Origin of the sequence: Fortiea sp. LEGE XX443 (genome assembly GCF_015206815.1) — a bacterium.
In the GTDB taxonomy this organism is placed as follows: domain Bacteria; phylum Cyanobacteriota; class Cyanobacteriia; order Cyanobacteriales; family Nostocaceae; genus Nostoc_B.
On the sequence record NZ_JADEXZ010000098.1, the window covers coordinates 1 to 17,845 of the forward strand.

Sequence of the window (17,845 nt, forward strand, 5' to 3'; positions counted from 1 at the left end):
TATCCCTCAACTTTCATTGGGATTTGCTAAACTTCAAGCCATTGTTTATAGGCTCACTTCCCCAATTTTTATATTCCTAACTCACCCTGAATTCTATTTTTCCTCTGCCTAAAGTGACACAACAGGGCTATGTACGTTGTGGAGCGAGGTGATGACAGAAAAAGTATGCAAAACTAGCGACTGTATTAGTTTAGATATGGGTTAAAAATCGCATGGAGCCTAAACAATCCCAGTCGAATTTAACAGGGCTTACCGATGTGACGGATGAAGCTTTGTTTGTGGCTCTCAAAAATGGCGATTCGGCGGCATTAAGTATTTTGTTCAATCGTCATGGTCGCTTAGTCTATGGATTAGCTTTGAAAATTCTGGCTGATTCCCAAGAAGCTGAAGACTTGACTCAAGAAATTTTTCTGACACTGTGGCGCAAAGCATCTAGTAATCCTGATTGTCGCTTTTTTGTGCGCTATTTGGTGACAGTCGCGCGATCGCGGGCGATTGATAAGCTACGCGATCGCACTAGACAAATAAAACTTGTGGAAAAGTGGGGACAAACCATGACAAATGAAGCTACACCAGAGCTAACACCTGTTGAACAGGCAAGTTTTGCGGAGCGATCGGGGCGAATTCACAACGCTTTAGCACAACTACCCGAAAAGCAACGTCAAGTAATCGAACTAGCTTATAACCAAGGATTAAGTCAGTCAGAAATTGCTCAAAAAATTGATATCCCTCTAGGCACTGTCAAAACCTGCACCCGTCAAGGATTACTAAAACTTAAACGCATCTTACTAGATTCTGATGTATCAATATATGAATAAATCTTTTGATTCCGAACACATCAAAAACTTGGCTGCGGGGTTTGTCGTGGATGATCTCACCCCTGAAGAAGCTCAAGAATTTCGGCTGTTACTTGATGAACATCCAGAACTGATTGCAGAAGTCGATGATTTGCAGGAAGTTCTGCGACAAGTGCTAGATGGCTTTACTGAAGTAGAAGCACCAGCACATTTACTACCCAAAATTCTCCAACAAGCTGAAGACTCGATTACACAGACTACTGTAGTTAAGCAAAACTCCCCAGGAATCGCTATGCGATCGCCACTCCGATGGACAACAATTGCCGGTAGCATCGCCGCACTGTTTATGGTAGTTTTGGGTGTCGATAATTATCGGCTACGGCAACACATGGGTATTGTCACCGCAGAAAACCAGCGTTTACGCCAAGATTTTGCCCAAGCTCAAGTGGTTAAAAGCTTACTCCAGAATTCGCAAACACGATTGTTTACCTTTCAATCAGTCAACTCCAAAAATAACAGTTCAGGGAGTATAGTTATAAATCCTGAACAACAAAAGGCGGTAATGGTTTTCCAAAATCTTCCTGCCCCACCTCCTGGTTATGTCTACTTATTGTGGACAATTGTTGCTAGAGAGAAGTTACCCTGCGGTGAAGTCAAGCCATATTCTTGGGGAACGGCTTCTCATGAATTACCATTCACTTCTCAAATGTACAGAGAATTTTCTCACCCGCAGTTTTCCGGGTTAGTTGTGACGCTGGAGAAAGATCCAAAAGTCTCTCATCCTACTGGAACTATAGTGATGCAAAGCTCACATATTTAATCTGAAGCAACCTTTTTATTTATTATATTTTATCCAACTTCAGCGAATTCATAAAGTTGATTTTTTATTTCAGCTTTGCAGTTCTAACCTTTATCAACTGTGTAAAGAGTATCTAAATCCCTGAGATAGTACAAGGTAAAGCAAGCAACCAACATAGGCCAAGCAGCAAAAAACAGCAGATTTTTAAAGGGATCAAAATATTGCCGAAAAGACGAGAAGGTGGAAGCAGAATGGAAAAACAGTACTAGTAAGTAAGTCCACCGCTTTTGAAAACCTGCGGCAAATCCCAAAATTATCAACAGCTGAATTACTCCAATAATATAAATTGGTACATTTGTTAGCCCACCAATAAAATAAAAATTTTTGTAAATTGCTGCTGTATGATCGGGGTTGACAAATTTATCTAAAGTCCACATCAGCATGACAAGAAACACACTCAATCGCAGCAGGAGCAACGTAAAAGGGATTCGGCGATCGCTATTCATAAAGCTGACTCATTTTTTTGACCTTTGAATAGACTACCAAAATCTTGAACCAGGTAAATTTTTTTGGTTTTCGCTCCATATCACCATAGTCAATAACCTTGACATGCCTAAAAGCGTCATGAAACATTTTTTGCATTCTAGGTGACATATAAATCTATGACAACTGCAATTATTTTGAGGGTGCTGATGACTAGACTATTTTCTACTAAATTAACTAGACTTGCTCAGACAACTTTTACCACTGCGATCGCCCTTAACCTGTGGGTGAGTCCATCTCTAGCTGGCGATCCGTTTCGTAGCAGCAAACCCCATAAAATAGGCGACAATACAGAAGCCGCTTTTAAAGCTATTTTCCAACAAGGCAATTATCCAGCAGCTGAACGTTATCTGAAAGAAGCCATCAAAAATGAGCCAAATGAACCTCTAGCTTATGCAATGCAGGCATCACTAGCATATTCAAATGGAGATTTAGCTGGCTTAAATAACTACAGCAAGCAAACTCTAGAAGCTGGGCAAAAACTGATTGCCGATGATCCGTTACGTGGTAATTTATACACTGCGGTTGGACATTTTTTTGAAGGGGCTATAATTCTGACGCGTGAGGGTACAGTTAAAGGTGCGCCCCAAGCCTTAAGTCGATTGCGGCAAGTTTACCAACATTTAGATCAAGCAGAAGCAATTTCTTCAAAAGATCCAGAACTGAATCTCATCAAAGGTTACATGGATTTGATGCTATCTGTCAGTTTACCTTTTGCTAATCCTGATGAAGCAATTGAGCAATTAGAGACAAATGCTGCACCTGCGTATTTGGCAGATCGAGGTATTGCTATTGGCTACCGAGATTTGAAACAATATACTCAAGGCTTAGACTATGCTAATCGCGCTATTAAAGCGACACCAGATAACCCAGAGTTGTATTATCTCAAAGCGCAAATCCTCAAAGAACAAGGTAGAAGAGAAAAAAGTCAGCAGTTGTTTAAAGAAGCGATCGCTAATTTTGACAAAGCTTTAACAAAAAAATCTCAACTACCATCCAGTTTGGTGAAACAAATTGAACGTGAACGCAGTAGCGCTGTTAACCAGCTAAATAATTCCGGTGGTTAATTTAGGATAGTACTTTGTCAAGAAAACTTTGCGGGGCTAAAAATTCCCCGCTTCCCCACGTTTGTGCGTCAGTCACAACCTATCAATTTTGGGTTGACAAACTAGTAGTCCCCTCTTTGATATGCTTATTTTGAGTAACAGTAATTGAGATATTGGAATGCACATCCAGTTCCGTGAATTTAATCCGTTTGATGTATGGATTTGGCTAGGGTTTAGCACGATACCTTCTCAAAGAGAAAAACAGTATATAGAAGAAGTTTTTAATTCCTGGTTTTATTTGGGCAAATTGGGTGCGTTTAATGCTGAAAACCTGCAAGTCCAAGAAACGGGGGTAGAAATCAGCTATATAGATTATGATCCGCAAGGGTATAACAAAAGCCTGTTAGCGCTGATGCACAACATGGGTGAGGTTGAGTATGAAGGACAATGGGCGCGTTGTTGGTTTGACTTGGGAACTAGTGATGCGATCGCTTTAGATATTTTAATCAACGCCCTCACCCAGCTAAGTGAAGAATACGTCACTATTGAACAATTGTATATTGGTGGCGAAAATGAAGATTGGCCTGTCGAAGATAGCGACAGTCGTTCTTACTCCATGTACGATAATTAGTGACAAAAATGAATAAATCAGGGGAAATTCGGGTTATAGCTTTAGGACTAATTCAAAATAGTGAACGAATTTTTGTTTCTGAAGGCTATGATCCGGCAAAGCAGTCTACTTTTTATCGCGCTTTGGGAGGTGGCGTTGATTTTGGTGAAACTAGTCACGCAGCTTTACAACGAGAATTTCAAGAAGAAATACAAGCTGAGTTAACTAATATTCGCTATTTAGGTTGTATTGAAAATTTATTTATATATAACAATCGGCAAGGACATGAAATAATTCAACTTTATCAATGCGATTTTGCTGACTCCAAGTTTTATCAAATAGAAAGCCTCCTGTTTTCTGAATCAGGAACGCATCATCATTGGGCGTTGTGGGTAGAAATTTCTCGTTTTAAATCTGGCGAACTCAGGTTAGTTCCAGAGGAGTTTTTCAATTATTTATAAAGCCTCTATTTTTTCGAGAGTAACTGCAAGTGATAGAAAAATTATCAGCTGATGGAATTCCCTAAAAAAGCAACACAAGTTGATTATCTTGTGTTACTTTGCTTTAATATCTCATAATTCTCGTGATTTCTGGAAATACTCTTAATCAGTGCTGAATTTACTTCTAATAAAATACTAAAATTAAGTAAGGCAGTGGGAAAAACTCCAACTATTTTAAGAAAGATAAACCAGTCTAAAACCCTCTTTCCTCCTGCCTCCTGCCTCATTCCAACTACAAATATTTACGCCGTTCTACTGAGTATCGTTTGAAGTATTGATAATATTTCTTGAGAGACAACTTCTTATGTTCCCGGACGAGAGCGAAGATGATTAGGTATATGATGGCGATCGCCTAATATTTCTAACAAGGGGCCATTAACGTCAAATTTAACCATACTTACTGACGCAACTAAAATATTCACTCGATAGCGATAGCGTCCCAAATCAATTCCCAGTAAACTGCAAAGCATAATCCGAATCGTGGCTTTATGGGAAACTACTAAAACATTACCTTGGTGATGTTTTTCTTGAATTTCAGCAATTACAGGCATAGAACGATTAGCAATATCTACCGCAGTTTCTCCACCTAGTGGTGCATTCCACGCGGGTTCTGTCAACCATTTTACATAGTTTTCTGGGTAATTCTCTTGGACAAACGATTTACTCTTGGTTTCCCATTCGCCGTAACTACCTTCTCTAAGTCCATAACGCAACTGCATTTCCATACCAATAGCATCACACAATGGCTTGGCAGTTGCAATTGTGCGCTGCATCGGGCTAACATAAAAAGCCTCCCACTTCAACTTTTGATAAACATCGGCAAAACTCTCTGCCATCTGCATCCCTTCGGATGTCAACTCCGCATCAGTTTCACCGCAGAAATTACCACTTTGACTAAAAGTAGTTTCTCCATGTCGCAGTAAATATAAATTGAGTGTCATAACTTGTATCGTGATTGAGTTCAAAGAGTTTGTGCAAACATAAACTACCATCAATCTTGCAATCGATTATGTGACATCAGGACAAAGTAATCAACCAAAAAAGTCAATCAAACACAGTTTTTTGAAATCGAAGATAAAAGTAGCAGTTTCAGCTAGTACTAGGTAGTAAAGAAGGCACAAGGTTGGATCTTGTGTTTTCTGCGGAGTTTATGTTAATCCAGATCCTTCATCCTCCTCCTCCGTTTACCGTAGGCAAACTCTTCCCTTCTGCCATCTGCCTTTCCTGTTGACAATCTTGTATCTACTCATATCTATGTTTTTTAGATTTAATCACTTCAATCACATCATCATGGCGTTGGCCTTCGATAATATCATTTAAATGAATTTTGCCTTCAATATATTGAAGATGAATACGCCATCCAGATAACTTATCGATATCAGCACGGTATATTGCTTGTTTAATACCTTTAACTTTACGCAGCCTAGTTTTCGGAAAAGTTCTGGTTCTATGGCATTCATTATCTTCTAATTCTGCCAAGGCTTCTAGAAAATCAATTTTCAGGTTATCAGGTAAAATTTTCATAGCCTCATAAATAATGCCATGCTCATCTAGAAGTGGTTTAATCTGTGGCATCAGCTAGAGCGAACCTCTATTTCTTGATTTTTCACACTAAAATCTTGGTAGAGAGACTCAGCTACCAAACTATATGCTTTTGCAGCATCTTCAGTACTGACAACTCTAAACAAAGTTACCACTGTTGCATCAAAAATTGGGTCGTCATCAATAGTTAGAATTATTCTTAAATTTTTATCAATAATCAAAGCATAAAGAGAAGAATCATATTCAGCATTAAATTTGATATCTTTTAACTTAAAGATATGATTTTCTAATAAATTTTTGTTTTTGTAAATTAGCTCAACGTAACGATTTAATTTTTTAATAACTTTGAATTTTTCTCTATTGTTAAATTTATCTAAATCTTGTTCAAATTCTTTAGTTGATTCAATGAGTATTTCCATTTAAGCAATTTTTGAATCAGAATACGAAACTGGCTTTAATATAACTTATGACTTTAGATGATTGAAGTGTTATAAGTTATAGACATTTAAAAAAAATTAAAGCACTATTGTAAACGACTATAAATAAATTAGCTATCTTATAAAAACTTCAGAAATATCAGCTAAATAACTTGTAGTTAGCAGGGATTATCTTCAACACCACAGTTATGACAAATAAACTAGCATCGTCTGTATTTATACTTCTATTTGGACTCGCTATTACTCAAACAGCAGGATGCACAACTTTGAAGAACAGTTCATCAGTTGTCGCCCAAACTTCACCTAAACCAGCACCCCAAGAAATTGTGCAACCAGGGAAAGTTCGGGCTTTATCTGGTAAGTTAGATACAATCCCTGTTTTTAACAGCAATAGCCCAGAATGGATTAAAAATGAGGGTATTTTACTTTCTACCTTTCCTGCTAACGGTAAAAAAGTTCCAGCCGCACACCTCAATTTTCCTTTTCAGGGGCGCTTTGATTTATTCGCCCATCATTACACTCATACTCCCAAAGATTTGCAAACGTTATACATCGGTGTAATTCTGCATAACCCTAGTAAAAAAACTGTGACGATAGATGTGTTGCAAGGGGCAAGTTATTTGATGCAAGATGCACCGTTTGTTACCTTAGCGCCTTACCGAGAAAATAATGATGGTAAGGTTTATTCTGGGCCTGGGGCTAGGGCTGTTAGTGATGTCCTGCGGGGTGTTCGTCAAGCTGATTTTCCTGGAAAATTGGTGATTCCCCCTGGCGGAAGGCGGATGTTGCTGAATCATCCGATTCCGGTACGCAATTTAGAAAGGCCTGTGAATGGTCGTTCTAGTTTTTTGCGCTTGCGGAGTAATGGCAAAATTTATGCGGCGAGTATGGCGATGTTTGCGAAGAAAAATACGGATGGTTCCGATCGCGCGCCTACCCTTACAGAATGGCAAGCTTTGTTAAATAATGGCAGTTTTGCTGGGCCAAGAGATAAAATCCCAACTCCGCCAGATGCAACCAGTGGTTCACTAATTTATGGGCGCGTGGCTGGTGTTTCTCAAGGTTCTCAATGGCAAGCTAAGTTGGTAGATCATATCAAAGCCACGGATTTGACTATTCCTGCGCCTGGCCAAGGTATTTCTTTTGCTTTAGATACTCTGCGGGGCGGTCGATTGGGTACTGAACAAATCCAAACGGCTAAAATGTTGGTGCGCTACCCAGATACCGCCTACGAAGCGCACGGTAATTATGGAGTGGAATATAATCTCTATTTGCCGTTAAAGAATTATACAAAGCAAACTCAGAAAGTTACAGTTACTCTAGAAACACCTTTAAAAGAAGACAAGTTATCTAAAGGTGGTGTTCGTTTCCGTAAACCATCTCTTGATTTTCCGTTTTTCCGTGGTACAGTGCGGCTACGTTATGTTGATGACCAAGGACAAAAGAAGACGCGGTACGTGCATTTATGGCACAGAACTGGTCAGGTTTTGGAACCGTTAGTGGAGTTTGTTCTACCACCTGCAAGCCAACGTAATTTACAGGTAGATGTGATTTATCCGCCAGATTCTACACCGCCACAGGTGTTGACTGTACGAACTTTGGAACAATAAGTTTTTGATTAGGGTGGGTTACGCAGTTGTTAACCCACTCAAGTAAACTAATTATTTACCACTGTAGAAAAAGGCAATTTCTTTTTCTTTGAGAGGTGCAAAACCAGCTTCTGTGAGCATTTTATCGAGTTCTGGTTGAGGAATGTGCTTGGCACCGATTCTGACAATCCGCGATCGCATTGTATTTGACACGCCACTACGCTGTCTATTTGCTTCTAGCGCCATGACTTGGTTATATAGCTCTAACTTAGCGGTGGGAATCGCAGTCCCATCAAAATCTATACCTTTGGCGATCGCTTCGTCAATCGCATCTGCACCTGTGGTTGGGGAATTTACTTGGTTAGTTTCGGCAGTCATGGCAATTTGTTTTCTAGGCTCTGGGTAGATTTTACCAGTCTGACTGACACCTCAAGTAAAAGTCGGTATTTTGATTAAACGCAAAAAGGCACTGCTTAAAGATGAAGGGTGAGTAATTGTGTGTGCATGGACACTTGGCATTTTTGAAGATTTTGGATTAATCTCGAACCAACGGTATAGCAATAGGTGATGCTATGTCTGAGGCTCACATTTCTCAAAACAACGATCGCATCCTCGAAAAAGCACTGACTAACAGAATTATCGACGATTACTTCGATAATACCGAAAGTTGGCTGAGAGCTATTTTGCGTATGTGCATATTCTCATTGGCTTACTTGAATGGAAAACCAGTGTTTATTGTGGAATGTCCAAATCAAGCTGTAGCTAAACGGTTAAGTCGTAAAACTTATCCTTTCCGGGGACTAGTATATTATTTAACAGATAAGCTGAATAGTGGCGATCGCACTTTGTTTTGTTACAAGGAAAGCAAAGACTGTTCTTGGCGTTGTTTTGATACCAGTTCTAACTCGTGGAAAAACTTGAGTAATTTGCGATCGCGCAAATAAAGTGTGAAGTGAGAAGTCTGAAGTCTGAAATTACCCCACCTTTCAAGTGATGGGGTTTGTATTCAGCATTTCTCTAGTTCATCCTTTTTGGTTATTTGTCAAGTGGAATTTAACGCTGTTGGCGTGTAATTAAACCGCCTACGAATGCGCCTAAGACTGTACCAGTCCAAAGCCCTCTGGTGCTACCTTGCCACATTGCTCCTGGTGCTACCCAAGTATTACAAATCTCTTTGAAGCCCCAAGGCTGGTTTTGGCATTTTTGGCTATGCAGCATCAGCGTAATTTGTCCGTTGATGTAACTACCAAAAAATCCTGAAGCTAGGGCTAAAAAGGTACAAATTAAAATTTTATTTTTGGTCATTTGTCAATAGTCAATGGTCATTAGAACCATACCAAGGACTAAGGACTAATGACAAAGGACTCGGCGTAGCGGATCAGCCTGTATTTCTCATCCCCGCAGCAATACCATTAATAGTTAATAGTGCGCCGCGCAATAACTCGCCTTTGCTGTAACGAGAGTGAATCACGCCAGAGGTAGCGTTAGTATTTCGTGTTTGGCGTAGGCGCTTGAGTAGAGAAACTTGGATGAAACCTAGAGGTACAATTGTGCCGTTACGTAATTGTACTGAACGCTGCAACACAGGATCACCGTCTAACAGCCGATTATGACCAGTAATTTTTAGGACAAAATTTCTAGTGAGATAGTATTCGCTGGCAATTTGCTCAAAAACCTGCTCAAATCTTTCTTTATCTTCTGGATTCGACAATTCTTGCACGTAATGTTGTGCCATTTGCATATCTACTTTCGCCAAGGTCATTTCGGCTTTGGAAATTACCATCTTGAAGAATGGCCACTTCATATAGAAGTAGCGCAGTAATTTCAGATGTTCTTCTGGTTCTTCATTCAAGAATTCTTGCAAGGCTGTCCCGACACCGTACCAAGAAGGTAGCAAAACTCTAGTTTGTGTCCAACTAAACACCCAAGGAATAGCACGTAAACTGCTTAAATCTTTTTTACCAGAAGGACGACGTGCTGGACGGGAACTAATTTGTAGCTGGCTAATTTCTTCAATGGGTGTGACTTGGTGGAAAAAGTCGATGAAATCAGGCTGTTCGTAGATTAAAGCACGATAATGTTGCCGCGATCGCGCTGCTAGTTCTTCCATAATTTCGTTCCAAGGTTCGATATCATCAAACCCTGTTCGCAGCAGACTTGCTTGAATTACGGCTGTGGTGACGGTTTCTAAGTTGTATAAAGCCAAGTCCACCAAGGAATATTTAGAAGCTAATACTTCCCCTTGTTCGGTAATTTTAATTCGCCCGTTAATACTGTGTCCTGGTTGCGCCAAAATCGCCTCATAAGCTGGGCCGCCACCACGTCCCACAGAACCGCCGCGTCCGTGGAAAATCCGCAAATTCACACCATATTCTTCGGCAATTTTCTGCAATGATTTTTGGGCTTTATGAATTTCCCAGTTGCTGCTTAAAAAGCCTGAGTCTTTGTTACTGTCGGAATATCCCAGCATCACTTCTTGTAAGTCAGTGCTGAGTGCTGTTAGCGGAAGCGGGAGTTGAGCAGCGTGCTGAGTGCTAAGTGCTGAGGGTTGGGTTGCTTCAGCCGGAGAAAGTCTTTGCTGAATATTTTCGTAGCCACCAGCTAATAAAGCCCGATATAACGGTAGTTCAAACAGCTGACGCATGACGCTGCGGGAACGTTGCAAATCTTCGACAGTTTCAAATAGCGGTACAACTTGAATTGTGCCGACGGCAATGGCAGGGTCAAATAATCTGGCTTCTTTGGCTAACAGTAAAACTTCGAGTACGTCGCTGACTTGACGACACATACTAATAATATAAGTTTGGCAGATGTTGACACCAAATTCTTGTTGCAGCGATCGCAAAATTCTAAAGGTTTCAATTACATCATTGGTTTTCTCAGAAAATGGTAGTTCCGATGGAATCAACGGACGGCGAGTTTGCAATTCTGAGGTTAACCAAGCAACTCGCTGTTCTTCGCTCAAGTCGTTGTATGCTTGGGGCAGTACTTGCAGATATTCTAAAATCTCATTCAGCGCATCCGAGTGGCGGGTTGATTCTTGGCGGATATCTAACTGTGTCAAGTGAAAGTCAAAAATTTCGACTTGACAAATCAGATTATCTAATTCTCGACAACTCAGACCAGTTTCGCTCAAATTATGCTGAATTAACCGCAGTTCTGCCAAAAACTCGGCTCCCGAACGATACATTGGTGCATCTTCGTTATTGGGAGTTTCGCGCTTATATAATGCTAAATTGCGATCGCGTGTATTTTCTAGCCGCTTCAGTACATAAGCCAACTTTAGGCGATAGGGTTCTTGGCGATAACGCAAAGCCAACGCATCGTATATTTCACTTAACTGCGATTGGTCTAATTCCAATGATTCCAGCAAGTCTGGTAAAACATCACTCCAGTGCATGGAGATGCTTAATAACTCAATCAATGTCTTCACTGATTGGATATATCTTTCCAACACCATTTTGCGCTGATAACAAGCCGTCTTCCAGGTAGTCTCTGGTGTAACAGATGGGTTCCCATCTCTATCGGAACCTACCCAAGAACCAAAAGAACAAAAGTTTTTGCGCGGTGGTTCCAGCCATGCAAAGGTGCTACCCAAAGCATACTTAAAGCGTTTATGCAGTTGGGGAATGCCATCAAATAATACTTCTTGGAAGTAGTGCAAGGCATAATCTACTTCATCCAAGACTGTGGGTTTGAACTGGTGGAGTTCATCTGTGCGCCACCAAAGACGAATTTCTTCGAGTAACTTTTCTCGCAACTCTGCTGATTCCCAAGGATATCCACCAGCACGATTTTCTACTGCATCTATTTGTTGCAGGAGATTAACCACTTGCCGTTGTTTATCGCGGATGGTGTGACGAACAATTTCTGTGGGGTGTGCTGTAAACACTAAGCGCACATCCAGTTGCGAAATTAAACGTTGAATTTGTTGGGGTGGAACGTTCAGTTCATATAAATAAGGAAACAAAGTGGCAAAAGTGCCTTTTTGTTTGTTGTGCATTTTGCCAACCCAACTTTTGCCTAATAAGTCTGTCCCTATACCTTTGTTGACAAAGACATCATCTTCTTTATCGTTGGAAGAGTAGCTACTATCAGAAATGGTGTCTGTACTTGTTGATTCTGTTTCTACTTCTGAGTAACGGGTTAATTGCTGCTTTTGTTCATATTCCTGCTCTATAATGTTGATGAGCTGAAAATAGAGCGCAAAAGCACGAGCAGCCCGAATTGCTTCATTAATATTCAGTTGTTCAATCAATTTGACGGCTGAGGCGGCTTGATCGTTTGTGGCTTGTCCTTCCGGTGAACACAAATCCCGCAATTGCCGCAATAAATCTACCATCTTCTGCCCACATTCTTGCCGCAGTACGTTCTCCCATAATTCTTCAACTATTTGGAGACGACGACGTAAAAATAATTCTGACGCAGGGTAGTAATTCGCAGCGTCTGACACAGAGTATAAAAGCGAACTCATATTTGCTTCTCTTGTAAAGCCAATTACTGTTTACATTTTTGAACTTTGTGATTTACGCTCATTGTTTTCTATGAGCGGTTATTTTTTAAAGTATAAGTTTTAGCTTTTATTGATTAATTCATCGTGATTGGGAAAAGGAAGAATAGGCAAGCGATCGCCCCGAAACAATTCTTCACTAGTTTGTCCTAGAGATTCTAGGGCTTTGACTGTGAGCTTTTGGCTGGTGAGCAGCAGTAATATAGACGCTGTACCTAATTCTAAAAGGAGAGATTGGGGAATGCTAAACAAAACCAGATTTAATCCAGGGTTGGGTGAAGATTGGGGAGTGATAGGAGGCATTGCTAATTTTTGGTTGTTGGCAAACGGGTAGAATGAAACGCAAAACTCAACTTCTGTAAAACTTGCAACGATATAAGACTATCTTGGCCTATTTTGCAAGCTTAGAAGGTAACAAAAGTGTTAAAAAAAAACAGCAAAATATGATAAACCTATGGTTCTAGTTTACAAGTGCAGGCAATACCCCCGAATACTCGCTTCCTGTAAAGTTAACTGCCCATGAAAACAGTATTACCAGATAGCCAGCAAACGTTAGTGCAGTGGGTAAGCCAAGCAACAGGGATCAACACTTTAGGGGTGAAAGTCCGATTGCGGGGAAATGACCTACACATTCTTTGTGAAGCAACCGAGTGTCCTCTACGCTGGCGCACTCTCTCTGATTTGCTTCACGCACTACACCAAACAAATTTAGATATCTTAACAAGTAACGAACAACCCTCAATATACCAAGTATTGGTTTACGGGCGAAAAAAGGGAGACAATCGACCTCAATGGTGTCATCGGGTGCATCTAAATCAATTAGATAAGCACTTAGAACAGGTAGAGCAAGCATTAAAGGAATCAGGAGCATCAAAGCAGTCGGTAGGTGGGGCGCTAATTATCTCAAATGAGAGTTTAGCCCGCCGGGGAGATCCCAATGCGATCGCGCATTATCTCAGTGAAACTCTGAGTTCTTTGGGTGTGGGAGTCCAAGTTAAAATCAAGCCACACCAACCCAAAGACAAAAATCAAATCCCAACAAATCGCCTATGGATCTTTTGTCAGTCTGCCTATAGTCCTGATCCCTCATTATTGGCGGAACCAATAGCTCAGAAACTCAGATTCTTAAAGCTGACGGGCTATCAAGATGCCGTGATTACTTCCCAAGTAAGTGGGGAAACTAGCGATGATTGGGTGCTGCGGGTAGATTTAACCCCTCCAGAAGTGATGCTCAAAGAATGGGCGCGTTGGGGGGATATACAAGCGATCGCGCGGCTGTTAACGGAGGTATTGTTAGCATCTCAGGTAACTGTCCAAGCATCGCTCAAAGAATCAACTCTACATATTTTCTGCACACCGGCCTTTGATCCCTTAGAAGATGCAGCCGCACCAGACAAAACACAATGTCTAGAAATAATCCTATCGCAATTAGAAGCGATCGCACCCCAAGGAATTCTTGGTGCTACTATTTACGGACAAAAAACTGGACAAAAGCAACCAGCTTGGATTGATTGGATATCTTTACCTGCGGCGCAACACCCAGCCTTAGCAACCTCAGCATTAGAGTTAGCCACAAATGGCGATGAACCAGCCACTCATTTTTTACTAGAACGCTTACTTAATACTGACTTAGAATGGCGCTTGAAGACAGGCGGGATTCGCGTCATTTTGCTACGCAAAGGTGACTTACTGCACATTATGTGTGATGCACCCATTTGCCCAGTCCGTAAACAAGTAGCAAATAAAGTTACCCAGTTTGTGCGTCAGTTAAAATTGCCTGGGGTAGCAGGAGTCAGGGTTTACGGCCGTCGTGCTGGTAATAAAGAACCTGTTTGGCATCATGGCGTGGATTTTGTCCAACGCCAACGTTTAGTTCCCGAAGCTACTCCAGAGTTTGCAGCTACTTCTGAATATGTGGGTGAACTGATAGTTAAAGATACTCAAGAACCCATCTTCCGAGTTGAGTTAACCTCAGAAGAAGTACAAAATTTTGTTACAGAAGTAGCGCGGGATTGGATTGTCACAACTAGCGCTACAGTAAAAAAGTGCCTGCTGGGAACACAGATATTTACCGAAGTCGATCAGTCAGCAGTAGATCCTGATCTACAAGGAGGACTAAGAGTTGCTTTAGTTTGGGGAACACTCGGATTATTGCTCACACTTCAAACTGATTGGATTCTCGGTCAAATTGTGTCTCGGACTTTACCTAATGCGCCCCAGGTAGCTAGTGTCTCTGAGCAAAAGCCGCCTGTGACATCAGAAGTGAAGCAAAGTGAAAAATTGGCATCGCTGACTGGTTCCTCTGGGCAAAAATTACCACAGCCGAAAAACTCTGTCTTCAACGCTTCTGGATTTACTCTAAATGATGATACTGAACCCAAAACTTTAACAGCCGCACCATTAAAAGAAAAAGCCACATCTGCGGCAATTTTATTAGCAGCGCGATCGCAAATGCCTAGTTTCAATGCTCGGCAGTTAGATGAACAACTAGCTTTGTATAAACAACAATTACATATTAAGAGGCATCCGCCAGATATATTAATTATTGGTTCTTCGCGGGCTTTGCGTGGAGTCGATCCGGCAGCATTATCGAAAGCTTTAGCAAAACAGGGATATCCCAATATTGAGGTGTTCAACTTTGGTGTAAATGGTGCTACAGCACAAGTTGTAAATTTTATTATTCGCCAAGTATTTGAGCCATCGGAACTGCCAAAAGTAATTCTTTGGGCTGATGGTTCCCGTGCTTTCAACAGTGGACGTGAAGACATAACCTTTAATGCGATCGCTGCTTCTCCAGGTTATAAAAAGATTTTGGAAAAAGCCCAAAATACTGCTGTTAATGGAGAATCTGCTAAAAATACGGACAAACCACAGGAGAAGCAAAAAACAGATAAAAAACCGGATGATATTACTAGCTATCAAGCAATAAATAATGGTTTAAATCAGATTTTAGCTGTTTTTTCAAGTAGTTATGAAAATCGTAAACAACTTAAATCTTTACTACATAAACAACTGGGTAGTTTACCGTTAATTAGCGATCGCACTCCTAAAGATACACCCTCAAATGAATCTATATCAGAGAGTTCAGAAGATGAAATTTCTCTGCAAGCAGTTGATTTTGATGGTTTCTTACCTTTATCTGTGCGGTTTAATCCTGCTAGATACTATCAAAAACATCCCAGAGTTACAGGCAATTATGACAATGACTACAAATCTTTCCGCATAGAAGGTGAGCAAGATGCTGCTTTCCAAGAAGTTTTGCGGTTTACGCAGTCTCGGCAAATTCCTCTGGTATTTATTAATATGCCTCTCACTGCTGAATATTTAGATCCAGTACGCAAAAAATATGAGCAAGAATTTCAACAATATATGCTACGTTTAGCGACTAATCCCAATTTCATTTATCGGGATTTTAGCCAACTTTGGCCAAGAACAAATGACTATTTTTCTGACCCTAGCCATCTTAACCGCTTTGGAGCTTACGAAGTTTCAAAAAAACTAGCGATCGACCCAGTAATTTCTTGGCCAACGAAGTAAGTGCTGAGTGCTGAGTAAAAAACTTTCCCCTACCCTCTGCCTACTTCCTGATAATAAATGACTAAAACATGAACTTTATATCAATTTCTTACGGCATATTTTTACTGAGTATATTAGGCATTTACTGGACTTTAGCAGAGCAGAAATGGCGATTATGGACTTTATTAATTGCCAGTCTTGCTTTTTATGCTTCTTGGAGCATCCAGTACATACCCCTTTTATTAGCATTGACTTTTATTAATTTTCGTTTGGGGCGGGAAATTGGCAAGAATACCTCTCCAGGTGAGCATAATCTTGACTGGCGAATTTCTAATGAAGAATGGCAATTTGCTCATGCAGATTGGAATAGTCGCCGGCTGAAATTATTATGGCTAGGTATTATATTAAATGTTTTATTGCTGCTAGGGTTTAAATATTTTGCCTCTATATTAAACTTGGTTCTTCCTCTACAAACAAACTCACCAGAGGCATCTTTTAAGGTGATTGCACCTTTGGGAATTTCGTTTTTTACATTTGAGTGTATTGCTTATTTAATAGATGTCTATCGGGGCGCTCCTGCTACTGACCATTTTCTCAAATTTGCTACCTACAAACTCTTCTTTGCTAAACTAATTTCCGGCCCAATTACGCGCTATCACAACTTAGCAAATCAGTTCAACACTCTACAATTTCCCACAGCCGAGAGAGCAGCAGAAGCATTGTGGTTAATTGCCAGAGGAGCAGTTAAAAAAGGACTTTTGGCAGATAATTTAGGTATTTTTGTTGATTTATGCTTTGGTAACTTGCAACGAGCAGGTAGTACTGACCTTTGGTTGGCGACTTTTGCCTACGGTTTGCAGCTATATCTAGATTTTAATGGCTATGTAGACATTGCCCGTGGTACGGCTATGCTCTTTGGTTTAGTTCTCCCAGAGAACTTTGACTTTCCTTACTTCAGTAGCAGTATTGCCGATTTTTGGCGACGCTGGCATATAACTTTAGGTGATTGGCTGCGTAACTACATCTACTTCCCTTTAGGTGGTTCTCGGCGTGGCTTGATTCGCACCTGCTGGAATTTATTTATTGTGATGGTGATTGCAGGTATTTGGCATGGTTCTGCCTGGGGTTTTATCGTTTGGGGTGTATGGCATGGAATTGCTTTGGTAGTTCATCGACTTACAGATGTTTTGAGCGATCGCCATGAAAAACTAGCACACTTCTGGCAAAATCCTCTAGGTATAGTTGTCGCTTGGCTTTTGACTCAATTGATGGTTTTTACCTCTTGGATTTGGTTTCGTTTACCCAATCTCCAAGACTCTTCTTACGTAATTAACCACCTTTGGGGTCAGACTGCTGACGCACAGTTTGTCCAAAAGGTTTACGTGGAAGCCCTAACTATTAGCCAATACCAACTCTCTTGGATGCTGATGATTTTGGTTGCTTTCATGGGTCTGGTCTACGCTTTGAACGGTAGATTTAAATTGGAATTGAACTGGCCTATCAAGCTCGTCTTCGTACCGTTATGCTTCTATGTTGTATGGTTACTAGCTCCCGAAGGCAGCTTACCTTATATTTACTTCGATTTTTAAGCCAATCGTTAGGGACTGCGATCGCCCAACACACCTCCATAGTATTCTTACAACCACTACTTAACTCCATTTAAATAAGTAGAAGTTATTTAAATAAATATTAACATAAGAAAATTAAAACCATACTTAACGTAAATACATGTAAAGTTTACTCATGCAGGCAAAAATTCATACGCCTGATTCATCAAATACACATTCAGCAATCATAAAAAAATGACCACAACCTTACAACAGCGCAGTAGCGCTAACGTATGGGAGCGCTTCTGCGAGTGGATCACCAGCACCGAAAACCGGATTTATATCGGTTGGTTCGGCGTATTGATGATCCCCACCTTGCTGGCTGCAACCACCTGCTTCGTAATCGCCT

Annotated in this window: 17 protein-coding genes and 1 pseudogene; 10 read left to right on the forward strand and 8 right to left on the reverse strand. The window is 40.7% G+C overall.

Annotated features, from left to right (window positions below):
* Positions 1 to 212 precede the first annotated feature (212 nt).
* Positions 213 to 818 (forward strand): sigma-70 family RNA polymerase sigma factor, encoded by a 606-nt coding sequence (locus IQ259_RS24425; RefSeq protein WP_193888602.1) that lies wholly within the window; start codon positions 213 to 215, stop codon positions 816 to 818.
* Positions 811 to 1,617 carry an anti-sigma factor gene (locus tag IQ259_RS24430; protein WP_193888603.1) on the forward strand — a complete coding sequence of 269 codons (807 nt, stop codon included), beginning with the start codon at positions 811 to 813 and terminating at the stop codon, positions 1,615 to 1,617. The genes IQ259_RS24425 and IQ259_RS24430 overlap by 8 nt, the downstream gene beginning before the upstream one ends.
* An 83-nt stretch (positions 1,618 to 1,700) precedes the next feature.
* Here the strand turns inward: IQ259_RS24430 and IQ259_RS24435 are convergent, their stop codons facing one another.
* Positions 1,701 to 2,102, reverse strand: a complete 402-nt coding sequence (locus IQ259_RS24435) for a hypothetical protein (RefSeq protein ID WP_193888604.1) — start codon at positions 2,100 to 2,102, stop codon at positions 1,701 to 1,703.
* Between the two features lie 186 nt (positions 2,103 to 2,288).
* Between IQ259_RS24435 and IQ259_RS24440 the strand changes: the two genes are divergently transcribed.
* The 3 genes from IQ259_RS24440 to IQ259_RS24450 all read left to right on the forward strand — a co-directional run bounded on the left by IQ259_RS24440 (position 2,289) and on the right by IQ259_RS24450 (position 4,256).
* Positions 2,289 to 3,206 carry a Sll0314/Alr1548 family TPR repeat-containing protein gene (locus tag IQ259_RS24440; RefSeq protein WP_193888605.1) on the forward strand — a complete coding sequence of 306 codons (918 nt, stop codon included), beginning with the start codon at positions 2,289 to 2,291 and terminating at the stop codon, positions 3,204 to 3,206.
* A 157-nt stretch (positions 3,207 to 3,363) separates the two neighbouring features.
* On the forward strand, positions 3,364 to 3,816 hold the full coding sequence (locus IQ259_RS24445; RefSeq protein ID WP_193888606.1) for a DUF3531 family protein: 453 nt from the start codon (positions 3,364 to 3,366) through the stop codon (positions 3,814 to 3,816).
* 8 nt (positions 3,817 to 3,824) lie between these two features.
* Positions 3,825 to 4,256: an NUDIX hydrolase gene (locus tag IQ259_RS24450; protein ID WP_193888607.1), complete on the forward strand. Its 432-nt coding sequence runs from the start codon at positions 3,825 to 3,827 to the stop codon at positions 4,254 to 4,256.
* 341 nt (positions 4,257 to 4,597) lie between these two features.
* Here the strand turns inward: IQ259_RS24450 and IQ259_RS24455 are convergent, their stop codons facing one another.
* From IQ259_RS24455 to IQ259_RS24465, 3 genes are all read right to left on the reverse strand, one after another.
* Positions 4,598 to 5,236 (reverse strand): histidine phosphatase family protein, encoded by a 639-nt coding sequence (locus IQ259_RS24455; protein WP_193888608.1) that lies wholly within the window; start codon positions 5,234 to 5,236, stop codon positions 4,598 to 4,600.
* Between the two features lie 301 nt (positions 5,237 to 5,537).
* The gene (locus tag IQ259_RS24460; protein ID WP_193888609.1) at positions 5,538 to 5,870 is read right to left on the reverse strand and encodes a hypothetical protein; all 333 of its coding nucleotides are present in this window, start codon (positions 5,868 to 5,870) and stop codon (positions 5,538 to 5,540) included.
* Complete coding sequence (locus IQ259_RS24465) at positions 5,870 to 6,256, reverse strand: hypothetical protein (protein ID WP_193888610.1); 387 nt, start codon at positions 6,254 to 6,256, stop codon at positions 5,870 to 5,872. Before IQ259_RS24465 ends, IQ259_RS24460 begins: the two co-directional genes overlap by 1 nt.
* Before the next feature lie 206 nt (positions 6,257 to 6,462).
* Here IQ259_RS24465 and IQ259_RS24470 point away from each other — a divergent pair, with 206 nt between their 5' ends.
* Positions 6,463 to 7,884: a DUF3370 domain-containing protein gene (locus tag IQ259_RS24470; protein ID WP_193888611.1), complete on the forward strand. Its 1,422-nt coding sequence runs from the start codon at positions 6,463 to 6,465 to the stop codon at positions 7,882 to 7,884.
* 51 nt (positions 7,885 to 7,935) lie between these two features.
* On the opposite strand, the gene IQ259_RS24475 is transcribed toward IQ259_RS24470, so the two are convergent.
* Positions 7,936 to 8,241: a DUF4090 family protein gene (locus IQ259_RS24475; RefSeq protein WP_193888612.1), complete on the reverse strand. Its 306-nt coding sequence runs from the start codon at positions 8,239 to 8,241 to the stop codon at positions 7,936 to 7,938.
* Between the two features lie 194 nt (positions 8,242 to 8,435).
* Here IQ259_RS24475 and IQ259_RS24480 point away from each other — a divergent pair, with 194 nt between their 5' ends.
* Positions 8,436 to 8,807: a hypothetical protein gene (locus tag IQ259_RS24480; protein ID WP_193888613.1), complete on the forward strand. Its 372-nt coding sequence runs from the start codon at positions 8,436 to 8,438 to the stop codon at positions 8,805 to 8,807.
* A gap of 109 nt (positions 8,808 to 8,916) precedes the next feature.
* Here the strand turns inward: IQ259_RS24480 and IQ259_RS24485 are convergent, their stop codons facing one another.
* The 3 genes from IQ259_RS24485 to IQ259_RS24495 form a co-directional block, all read right to left on the reverse strand.
* Positions 8,917 to 9,168, reverse strand: coding sequence for a hypothetical protein (locus IQ259_RS24485; protein WP_193888614.1), 252 nt, complete (start codon positions 9,166 to 9,168; stop codon positions 8,917 to 8,919).
* A gap of 73 nt (positions 9,169 to 9,241) precedes the next feature.
* A complete protein-coding gene (locus IQ259_RS24490) occupies positions 9,242 to 12,337 on the reverse strand; it encodes a phosphoenolpyruvate carboxylase (RefSeq protein WP_193888615.1) in 3,096 nt (1,031 codons plus the stop codon).
* A gap of 99 nt (positions 12,338 to 12,436) precedes the next feature.
* Positions 12,437 to 12,676 (reverse strand): hypothetical protein, encoded by a 240-nt coding sequence (locus tag IQ259_RS24495; protein ID WP_193888616.1) that lies wholly within the window; start codon positions 12,674 to 12,676, stop codon positions 12,437 to 12,439.
* Between the two features lie 216 nt (positions 12,677 to 12,892).
* Here IQ259_RS24495 and IQ259_RS24500 point away from each other — a divergent pair, with 216 nt between their 5' ends.
* The 3 genes and pseudogenes from IQ259_RS24500 to IQ259_RS24510 all read left to right on the forward strand — a co-directional run.
* Complete coding sequence (locus IQ259_RS24500) at positions 12,893 to 15,910, forward strand: DUF1574 family protein (RefSeq protein WP_193888617.1); 3,018 nt, start codon at positions 12,893 to 12,895, stop codon at positions 15,908 to 15,910.
* A gap of 68 nt (positions 15,911 to 15,978) precedes the next feature.
* Complete coding sequence (locus IQ259_RS24505) at positions 15,979 to 17,478, forward strand: MBOAT family protein (protein WP_193888618.1); 1,500 nt, start codon at positions 15,979 to 15,981, stop codon at positions 17,476 to 17,478.
* A 213-nt stretch (positions 17,479 to 17,691) separates the two neighbouring features.
* Positions 17,692 to 17,845 (forward strand): annotated as a pseudogene (locus IQ259_RS24510) (photosystem II q(b) protein); the annotation flags it as partial.

Coding starts and splice junctions, on each gene's coding strand:
- IQ259_RS24425 (WP_193888602.1), top strand. CDS start 213: ATGGAGCCTAAACAATCCCAGTCGAATTTAACAGGGCTTACCGATGTG.
- IQ259_RS24430 (WP_193888603.1), top strand. CDS start 811: ATGAATAAATCTTTTGATTCCGAACACATCAAAAACTTGGCTGCGGGG.
- IQ259_RS24435 (WP_193888604.1), bottom strand. CDS start 2,102: ATGAATAGCGATCGCCGAATCCCTTTTACGTTGCTCCTGCTGCGATTG.
- IQ259_RS24440 (WP_193888605.1), top strand. CDS start 2,289: ATGACTAGACTATTTTCTACTAAATTAACTAGACTTGCTCAGACAACT.
- IQ259_RS24445 (WP_193888606.1), top strand. CDS start 3,364: ATGCACATCCAGTTCCGTGAATTTAATCCGTTTGATGTATGGATTTGG.
- IQ259_RS24450 (WP_193888607.1), top strand. CDS start 3,825: ATGAATAAATCAGGGGAAATTCGGGTTATAGCTTTAGGACTAATTCAA.
- IQ259_RS24455 (WP_193888608.1), bottom strand. CDS start 5,236: ATGACACTCAATTTATATTTACTGCGACATGGAGAAACTACTTTTAGT.
- IQ259_RS24460 (WP_193888609.1), bottom strand. CDS start 5,870: ATGCCACAGATTAAACCACTTCTAGATGAGCATGGCATTATTTATGAG.
- IQ259_RS24465 (WP_193888610.1), bottom strand. CDS start 6,256: ATGGAAATACTCATTGAATCAACTAAAGAATTTGAACAAGATTTAGAT.
- IQ259_RS24470 (WP_193888611.1), top strand. CDS start 6,463: ATGACAAATAAACTAGCATCGTCTGTATTTATACTTCTATTTGGACTC.
- IQ259_RS24475 (WP_193888612.1), bottom strand. CDS start 8,241: ATGACTGCCGAAACTAACCAAGTAAATTCCCCAACCACAGGTGCAGAT.
- IQ259_RS24480 (WP_193888613.1), top strand. CDS start 8,436: ATGTCTGAGGCTCACATTTCTCAAAACAACGATCGCATCCTCGAAAAA.
- IQ259_RS24485 (WP_193888614.1), bottom strand. CDS start 9,168: ATGACCAAAAATAAAATTTTAATTTGTACCTTTTTAGCCCTAGCTTCA.
- IQ259_RS24490 (WP_193888615.1), bottom strand. CDS start 12,337: ATGAGTTCGCTTTTATACTCTGTGTCAGACGCTGCGAATTACTACCCT.
- IQ259_RS24495 (WP_193888616.1), bottom strand. CDS start 12,676: ATGCCTCCTATCACTCCCCAATCTTCACCCAACCCTGGATTAAATCTG.
- IQ259_RS24500 (WP_193888617.1), top strand. CDS start 12,893: ATGAAAACAGTATTACCAGATAGCCAGCAAACGTTAGTGCAGTGGGTA.
- IQ259_RS24505 (WP_193888618.1), top strand. CDS start 15,979: ATGAACTTTATATCAATTTCTTACGGCATATTTTTACTGAGTATATTA.